General features: G+C 59.5%; 7 protein-coding genes and 2 pseudogenes. 6 read left to right on the top strand and 3 right to left on the bottom strand.

Features of this window, described 5'->3' with window-relative positions; all coding sequences use genetic code 11:
- Positions 1–160 (top strand): transposase (locus BW994_RS19475; protein WP_076454819.1); only part of this gene is annotated, 160 nt, incomplete at its 5' end.
- Positions 161–337: 177 nt separating this feature from the next.
- On the opposite strand, the pseudogene BW994_RS18340 reads toward BW994_RS19475, so the two are convergent.
- Positions 338–493 (bottom strand): annotated as a pseudogene (locus tag BW994_RS18340) (polyhydroxyalkanoate synthesis regulator DNA-binding domain-containing protein); the annotation flags it as partial.
- A gap of 294 nt (positions 494–787) precedes the next feature.
- Here BW994_RS18340 and BW994_RS18335 point away from each other — a divergent pair.
- The 4 genes from BW994_RS18335 to gabT are packed head-to-tail and all read left to right on the top strand — an operon-like array spanning position 788 to position 4,634.
- Positions 788–1,960: an acetyl-CoA C-acetyltransferase gene (locus tag BW994_RS18335; RefSeq protein WP_029313483.1), complete on the top strand. Its 1,173-nt coding sequence runs from the start codon at positions 788–790 to the stop codon at positions 1,958–1,960.
- A 4-nt stretch (positions 1,961–1,964) separates the two neighbouring features.
- The gene (locus tag BW994_RS18330) at positions 1,965–2,666 is read left to right on the top strand and encodes a CoA transferase subunit A (protein WP_029313485.1); all 702 of its coding nucleotides are present in this window, start codon (positions 1,965–1,967) and stop codon (positions 2,664–2,666) included.
- Positions 2,667–2,677: 11 nt separating this feature from the next.
- Positions 2,678–3,343 carry a 3-oxoacid CoA-transferase subunit B gene (locus BW994_RS18325; RefSeq protein ID WP_029313486.1) on the top strand — a complete coding sequence of 222 codons (666 nt, stop codon included), beginning with the start codon at positions 2,678–2,680 and terminating at the stop codon, positions 3,341–3,343.
- A gap of 10 nt (positions 3,344–3,353) precedes the next feature.
- On the top strand, positions 3,354–4,634 hold the full coding sequence (gene gabT, locus BW994_RS18320) for a 4-aminobutyrate--2-oxoglutarate transaminase (protein WP_029313487.1): 1,281 nt from the start codon (positions 3,354–3,356) through the stop codon (positions 4,632–4,634).
- A gap of 9 nt (positions 4,635–4,643) precedes the next feature.
- On the opposite strand, the gene BW994_RS18315 is transcribed toward gabT, so the two are convergent.
- A complete protein-coding gene (locus tag BW994_RS18315; protein WP_217696481.1) occupies positions 4,644–6,638 on the bottom strand; it encodes a hypothetical protein in 1,995 nt (664 codons plus the stop codon).
- Positions 6,639–6,765: 127 nt separating this feature from the next.
- Positions 6,766–7,146, bottom strand: coding sequence for a YraN family protein (locus BW994_RS18310; RefSeq protein ID WP_029313491.1), 381 nt, complete (start codon positions 7,144–7,146; stop codon positions 6,766–6,768).
- A 306-nt stretch (positions 7,147–7,452) separates the two neighbouring features.
- On the opposite strand from BW994_RS18310, the pseudogene BW994_RS18305 reads away from it, so the two are divergent.
- Positions 7,453–7,992: pseudogene (locus BW994_RS18305) on the top strand (helix-turn-helix domain-containing protein); the annotation flags it as partial.
- Positions 7,993–8,084: the final 92 nt, after the last annotated feature.

Genomic DNA, 8,084 nt, shown 5'->3' with positions numbered 1-8,084 from the left:
GCGTGGTATCCAGTTCGATACCTTGCGGCTACGCCTGATCAAACTCGCCGTCCAGGTCGAGACATTGAAGAAATCAATTCGCCTGCATCTGCCGCGATCGATGCCGGATCAGGTCATTCTCCGCTACGCTCTGGCCAGACTGCCCAGGTTACTGGTCTGAGCCCAGGGGCGGTTGCCCCGACCGGTCCCGATCTCATCCAACTCCAGCGCCGACACATCGCCAAGCTCATCAAAACCAGCCCAGAGCGGCCGGTGAGTCGTCACGCGCCCACGACGTCAGGTTGCATAGCTAATTGTAGAAGAATTGAATGAAACGCCCTCATGAATAAATGCGGTTAGCATCGTAGACAACAAAATCCCGGCCGGCCCTGACCATTTCGGACAAGGTTTCAAGAGTGATATACGAGGACGATTCGGTGTTATATAAGCGACGATTTGCGTATTTTTTGATAACAACTTGCGTTGCTGCCGTCTCATCCGGTGTTTGAGCCATCGTTATCGCCCCTTCCCTTTCACCCGAAACGAACTTTCGCATATCTATGACGAAGTCGTGGTGCGCTGCGGTAGAATGGCAGAGAAAGGTATTGAATGCTAGCACGGCCGGGCGCTGGGGACATCCCGCGACCACTGGACGCCGCCGCCTCGATCAACGCCGTCCCGCCTACCCCGTTACAAGCCCGGCCGAAACCAACACGCGAGGGCGGAAGATCCATCCCGGCCGACCAGTAGCGGCAACGGCGCAACAGGTTTATGCTGCGCGCAGTAAAGATATCTGGAGGAAAAACTCGTGGAAGACATCGTGATCGTTGCCGCGGCACGTACGCCGGTCGGTAGTTTCAATGGCGCGTTTGCGAACACGCCGGCTCATATCCTGGGTGAAGTTGCGATCAAGGCGGTAATCGACCGATCGGGGATCGATGCCGACGAAATCGACGAGGTCATTCTCGGACAGGTCCTCACAGCGGGCGAAGGCCAGAACCCGGCCCGCCAGGCCGCTCGCAATGCCGGGATACCCGACGCGAAGACGGCATTCGGCATCAATCAGGTCTGCGGCTCCGGCCTGCGCGCCGTCGCTCTGGCGGCGCAGCAGATCATGTCCGGCCAAAGCGATATCGTGGTCGCGGGCGGTCAGGAGAGCATGTCGATGAGCCCGCATTGCGCCCACATGCGCACCGGCACCAAAATGGGCGACATGAAATTGATCGACACGATGATCAAGGACGGTCTTTGGGACGCCTTCAACGGGTACCACATGGGGACGACCGCCGAGAACGTCGCGCGCGCTTATCAGATCAGTCGGGACGATCAGGATGCCCTGGCCCTCGCGTCCCAGCAAAAGGCGTCTGCCGCGCAGAAATCGGGTCGGTTCAAGGACGAAATCGCGCCGGTGACGCTGTCGGGACGTAAAGGCGATGTCGTCGTGTCCGATGATGAGTACATCCGCCATGACTCATCGGCGGAAGGCATGGCACGCCTCAAGCCCGCGTTCGCGAAGGACGGCACGGTAACAGCCGGCAACGCGTCAGGCCTGAACGACGGGGCCGCGGTCCTGATGGTGATGTCGGCAAAGGACGCCGCACGGCGCGGCATCACCCCCCTCGCCCGCATCGCCAGTTTTGCCACGGCCGGCGTCGATCCGGCCCTGATGGGAACCGGGCCGATCCCATCGTCGCAAAAGGCGCTCGATCGGGCGGGTTGGACGGCGGCAGACCTTGATCTGATCGAGGCCAACGAGGCGTTTGCCGCCCAGGCGTGCGCGGTGAACAAGGGCCTTGGCCTCGATCCCGCGAAGGTCAACGTCAACGGCGGCGCGATTGCGATCGGCCATCCGATCGGCGCATCCGGGGCACGCGTGCTGATTACGTTGTTGCACGAAATGCAGAAACGCAGCGTGCACAAAGGCCTTGCCACACTCTGTATCGGCGGCGGCATGGGCGTTGCCATGTGCGTCGAGCGCTAGACGCATGCGCAAGGTCTATAAAAATTCCACCGAAGCGCTCGCCGGGCTCCTGCGTGACGGCATGACCATCCTGTCCGGCGGATTTGGCCTCTGTGGTGTGCCGATGGCGCTCATCGAAGCCATCCGCGACAGCGGCGTCAGCAACCTCACGATCGTTTCGAACAATGCCGGGATCGATGGAGCCGGCCTTGGCATTCTTCTCGAATCCCGGCAGATCAAGAAGATGATCTCCTCCTATGTCGGGGAAAATGCCACGTTCGCGCGCCAGTACCTGGCAGGTGAACTCGACATTGAATTCAACCCGCAGGGTACGCTGGCGGAACGGATCCGCGCCGGCGGTGCCGGAATTCCCGCCTTTTTCACGGCAACCGGCTTTGGCACCGCCGTGGCCGAGGGCAAGGAGACGCGAGAGTTCGACGGCAGACATTACGTGATGGAACGTGGCATCGTCGGTGATCTTGCAATCATCCACGCCTGGAAAGGCGATACCGAGGGTAATCTGATCTATCGCAAGACCGCGCGCAACTTTAATCCGATGGTGGCAACCGCCGCAAAAATGACGGTGGCGGAAGTCGAGCATCTGGTCGAGCCCGGCAGTCTCGATGGTGATCACATCGTAACACCGGGCATTTTCGTCAAACGGATCGTCCTGCTCGATCAAGTCGATAAACGCATCGAACAGCGCACCGTGCGCAAGCGGGCTTAGGGAGACCGAACATGGCATGGACAAGAGATCAAATGGCCGCGCGCGCCGCCCTCGAATTGCAGGACGGTTTCTACGTCAACCTTGGTATCGGCATTCCCACCCTGGTTGCCAACCATATACCGGCGGGAATTTCGGTACAGCTCCATTCTGAAAACGGTATGCTGGGCATCGGGCCGTTCCCGTTCGAAGGCGATGAGGATGCCGACTTGATCAATGCGGGCAAACAGACCGTAACAGATCTTCCCACCACCAGTTATTTCGACAGTGCCGCGTCGTTCGGCATGGTGCGCGGCGGGCATATCGATATCTCGATCCTCGGTGCACTGCAGGTGGCCGAAAATGGCGATCTGGCCAACTGGATGATCCCGGGAAAGATGGTCAAAGGAATGGGCGGGGCGATGGATCTTGTCGCCGGCGTACCCCGCGTGGTGGTCCTGATGGAGCACACCGCAAAAGGCGCACCGAAAATCCTGAAATCATGCGATTTGCCGCTGACCGGCAAGGGCGTTGTCAGCATGATCGTGACCGACCTCGCGGTTTTCGAAGTCGATGCCCACAACTCACCTTCGCTCACATTGATCGACAAGCCGGACGATGTGACGATTGAACAGATCAGAGCCGCAACGGAGCCTGATTTCGCCATAGCGGCCACGATACGCGGCGCCACCGTGAATTGAGGAGACCTTCATGAAATCGAGCAACGCCAGTCTGCAGGCACGGCGTGAAGCCGCCATACCGCGCGGCGTTGGCGTCGCCCACCCGGTCTACGCCGCTCGTGCCGAGAACGCCGAGTTGTGGGATGAGGACGGGCGCCGCTACGTCGACTTCGCCGGCGGCATCGCGGTTCTCAATACCGGGCACCGACACCCCAAAGTCATAGCCGCGGTCGAAGCGCAACTCGCACGCTTTACCCACACGTGCTTTCAGGTAACGCCCTACGAACCCTACATAGAGCTGGCCGAACGGCTGAACGCGATCGCACCGATCGAAGGGCCAGCCAAGACAATTTTTCTCACAACCGGCGCTGAAGCCGTTGAAAATGCGATAAAAATTGCCCGCGCAGCAACAGGTCGCCCTGGCATCATAACCTTCGCCGGCGGCTATCATGGCCGCACGCTGCTGACCATGGCGATGACCGGCAAGGTCCTGCCCTACAAGCGCCTGTTCGCGCCGATGCCGGCTGAGATCTATCACGCGCCGTTCCCGTTCGAGCCGTTCGGCGTCACCGTGTCCGATACATTGCGTGCGATCGAGATGCTGTTCCGGGCCGACATCGAGCCCTCCCGGGTGGCGGCAATCGTGATCGAGCCTGTCCAGGGCGAAGGCGGCTTCATACCCGCGCCGGTCGAACTGCTGCACGCATTGCGAAAACTCTGCGACCACCACGGTATCCTGTTGATCGCCGACGAGGTTCAGACCGGTTTCGGTCGTACCGGGCGCATGTTCGGCATCGAGCATTCCGGTGTCAAACCGGATATGCTGACCGTTGCGAAATCGCTGGCGGGCGGATTTCCCCTGTCCGGCGTGATCGGCCGCGCCGCGATCATGGATGCTCCGGAACCCGGTGGGCTCGGCGGCACCTATGCGGGCAACCCGCTCGCCTGTGCGGCGGCCCTTGCGGTGCTCGACGTGATTGAATCCGAAAACCTGGTCGAGCGCGCGAACGTCATCGGCGCGACGATCAAATCCGCGCTGCACCGTATAGCATCGCGTAACGATGTCGTCCCGATCACTGCGATCCGCGGTCCCGGTGCCATGATCGCCTTCGATGTGGTCAAGGAGCGTGGCGGATACGTGGCTGCTCCGGACCAAACAAAGCACGTACTGGCCCGTGCGCGTGAGCACGGGCTGATCCTGCTGTCATGCGGCGTCAATGCCAACGCGATTCGTCTGTTGGTGCCCTTGACCGTCAGTGACGCCGTTTTGAATGAAGGGCTGGCTGCGTTGGAACGGGCCTTGGTCGCATGACCTTCCGGGCTACCGATAGCGCGCCATAGGGTCGGCGGCCTGCACGCGGTTCCAGTTGGCGTGAAGGAGGGCAATCTTGTCGAACACGGTGGTCAGATCGGCCATCTCGCGCGCCAGTCGGCGTTCGATCGCCAGGCCACGATGGGATGGTTCGCCCGAGATGAGGCGGGCGCCCGCTGAGACTCTTAACCATCCGGTTTGAGCACCGCCTGTATTTGGCAATGCAACCGGCTGACCGATATGGCAAATCCGGGCGGCCAACGCGCGCTCGCTGGCTGCGACAAAGAGAGCCGAACAATCGGCGTTGAGCCAACGGTACAGCAGACGCATCGCCGCCGGGTCCAGCAGTCGGCCGGATTTACCGGGCTCGCGGACGGCAAATGCGAATATGGTCCGCTCGTTGTCCCATAACGCGCCATTGCGCTGCAGCGCAGGGACCGGTTGCAGCACGAAGATGCCATGCGCTTCGATGGCTCGAACAACAGTATCCTTGAATCGTTCAATGACCGCTGTTGTCTGCGCCGGTCCCACCGCCGCGAACGATCGGTATTCCGCCAACGCCGCACGCCAGCGCAGGAGCAATCCATAGTTGGTGCCGACCGGCAATCGATGCGCCGCAGTCGCGCCGCGCGGCCAGTCGCCCTGGCTGAAATAGGCACCAAGCCCGGCCGGCAGGGCGCCGCTTGTCAAGCGCGCGGCGATCGCCTGGGACATCAGGGCGGCGCCGGCAAACGGTGGCCCGGTCAGGAACTTCGAGCCGGTGACCTGGACTACAGCGTCCAGCGCGAGATAGTCACGCACGCGCTCAGGGGCGATCCGGGACTGACAAGCATCGACAACGATATCGAGCGCACCGTCAAAACGGCTCCGCAAGCTGCGGAGGAGTGCCATGGAGGGTGCCAGCAGGCCGGTTTTCGACAGATCGAGCGCGTGCAAAATGACACGATGACCGCTATCGATCGCTGCCGCCACAGCCGCGGTGATCTCGGCTTCGACAGAGGCGGCGGGTCTGACCTGCCCTTCGCGGTCACGCAAAGGAATTGATATCAGGGCCGTGTCAGGCCGGAATCCCTCGATCGGCTCGGAACGAGACACGTCAACCCCCCTCGCCGTATCAACCGCGAAGTGCCGCCCCATGGCTGCCATCGGAACGCCGCTGCCGGTTTCCTCAGGCGCCAGCAAAATGGTTGTGAACGGTTGGTTGGTGGCTGGAAGATGGCTGAGTCCCAGAGCAAGTAGTTCACTGTCGGTTCCTGATGCCGCGAGCGCGACCGCACCGCCCCGCGGAACGCCGAATGCCTTCCCGATGGCGCGACGGATTGCCAATGATTCGGCGAGGAGTGGCGACCGATCACCTGATCGGAGCATTGCGGCAGTCAGGCGGAGGCGCGCGCGGTCCGCCGCCTCATACCCGCGTTCGGAGACGGAGGAGGCGGTCGACGATGCGAAGGTGACGGCCCAGGGTCGAGGGCGGTGACTGCAACCATACCCGTTCAAATCAGTTTGAGGATCGCGTTGAAGGCGAATATCACCGCCAGTCTCCATGATCGTTTCGCAGGTTCCGATGACTGACCAGAGCCTTATAATCCGAGCGGCATCGTCGACCGGAAAATCGGTCTCGCATTCGTTCCAACAGGCGGCCAGCGTATCCTTGATATCGCGCAAACGATCGACCGATGCGGGACGGTCGTCGCCCATTTCATTGGTCCAATGTAAGCCGTGTTCAAATGCGAAATGCTCCGCCTTGGCAAATTGCGCCGCCGCACGCGCAGCGGCCCAGCCGGCTGAAATGATCCGGACACCGGCTCTCACAAGCAAAATCCACTCGCCCGCCAACCGCGCTAGGGATAAAATCTCGTTTGGATCACCGTTGTACCCGAGGATCACTGTGCCTGATCGATCTATCCGCAGACCTCTGGCATCATCCGTGATAAGCCAGGGTGTTGTACGGAGCGGCCAGAACGCGAAGTCATTCCTGATCCGGGGCTGAATGAGCGACTTCATGTCTAGAAAAGAAGAACGCCTAATCGCAAAATTAACCATGGACTCTCTCAGTGTATTAGAAGCTCAACATTTTCGCGGCCGTAAACCAGTTTTGCAGATCCGTCGCAGCGTAAACACTGTCTCATCGTCACACTTGATCCGCCCTGAATGCGTCTGGGATTGCGACGATCGCGCCGCCTACGACCAGAATCACATCGAAACGGGTCAGCTCCCGGCCCCAGCCAGGATGTTCCGCGAGAATAATTTCTGCAGCCCCTATCAGCCGCGCTTGTTGACGACGCGTGACGGCTTCGGCAGCAGAACGCTCCTCAACACGCGCTTTTACCTCGGCGAAGATAAGTATCTCCGAAGATGCGACAACTAAGTCTATCTCGCCAAGAGCTGTTCTAACACGCTGTGCGAGCACATCATACCCTTGCCCCTCATACCAAGCCGCCGCGAAAAGCTCCGCCTCTCGCCCGGAAGCCTCCGCGCGGGATCGATTTAGGTTTTTTTGCCGAGCGCCCATTTCTCTTCGTTAACCATCTGTGAAACGATTCTTCATTGCATTAAACTCGTCTCAGCATTACGCCGGCTAGAGCACAATGCGTACCTGTGGTTGTATAGTAGGTTTGGTTTTCTGTTTTTTGGATTTCTCGAAAAAATCTATTGCTACCGTCGCAGTTAATGAGTATATCTTTAGCCATCTTATTAATTTAAGAAGTTTGACGAATTTACTCTCAAAGTTTTCTATTTAAAACGGTTTACGGACTTTCTGCTATCCAGAAACAACGCCGGGGTACGGCCCGGTTCACGAGTGGGGGTTAACACTATGATGCACTTCAATGAAATCGGCCAGCAACTACGTGCATATCGTATGGAATCGGGGCTGAAAGCCGAAGAAATTGCCGCGCGGTTGGGCGTATCTCGTGCGGCACTGTATCGATACGAAAAAGGCGAGGTTATCAAGCTTGATACCGTGAAGCGCTTGGCCGAATTATTAAAAATTTCGCCCCTGACACTGCTCGGTATCGGTGTGGAGTATTATAGTCGTCCAATCGGCTATCTCGAACGCATTCGGCAGCTCGAAGAGACAGCCGATCAGATTCTACAGCTTTACGGGCCGATCTGCTATCTTACAACGTCGGACGAATACGACTCCATGTTGGCGATGATTTTCGAGGAGCATGCAGAGCAGGCTGGACTAGATCGGAGCATGGCCCGGACCGCCGCCGAACAAGTGTTGAGTGCGCTGGCCGCCCGGAAACGGATGTTCGTCGCGCGGCGTCCTTCTGTGATCGCGATATTCACGACCGCAGCCGTTCAAAAATTTGTTGACGATGGCGTGGCTGGGATTCTGCCGCTGTCAGATCGTAGCTGCTCATCCCCGCCGGGCGGCGTGTTGAATCGATTGTGAATTGACGTGACCACGTCGGATGGGATTCGACGGAGGCGTGACCGAGCTTC

It is taken from the genome of Acidiphilium rubrum, from assembly GCF_900156265.1.
Taxonomy (GTDB): Bacteria; Pseudomonadota; Alphaproteobacteria; order Acetobacterales; family Acetobacteraceae; genus Acidiphilium; species Acidiphilium rubrum.
Note: the sequence above shows the minus strand (reverse complement) of the source record. Positions and strands in the feature narration are given on the sequence as shown.

What these genes read in the sequence shown, in the direction of transcription:
- gabT (WP_029313487.1), top strand. Translation starts at nt 3,354, where the DNA reads ATGAAATCGAGCAACGCCAGTCTGCAGGCACGGCGTGAAGCCGCCATA.
- BW994_RS18310 (WP_029313491.1), bottom strand. Translation starts at nt 7,146, where the DNA reads ATGGGCGCTCGGCAAAAAAACCTAAATCGATCCCGCGCGGAGGCTTCC.
- BW994_RS18330 (WP_029313485.1), top strand. Translation starts at nt 1,965, where the DNA reads ATGCGCAAGGTCTATAAAAATTCCACCGAAGCGCTCGCCGGGCTCCTG.
- BW994_RS18325 (WP_029313486.1), top strand. Translation starts at nt 2,678, where the DNA reads ATGGCATGGACAAGAGATCAAATGGCCGCGCGCGCCGCCCTCGAATTG.
- BW994_RS18315 (WP_217696481.1), bottom strand. Translation starts at nt 6,638, where the DNA reads ATGAAGTCGCTCATTCAGCCCCGGATCAGGAATGACTTCGCGTTCTGG.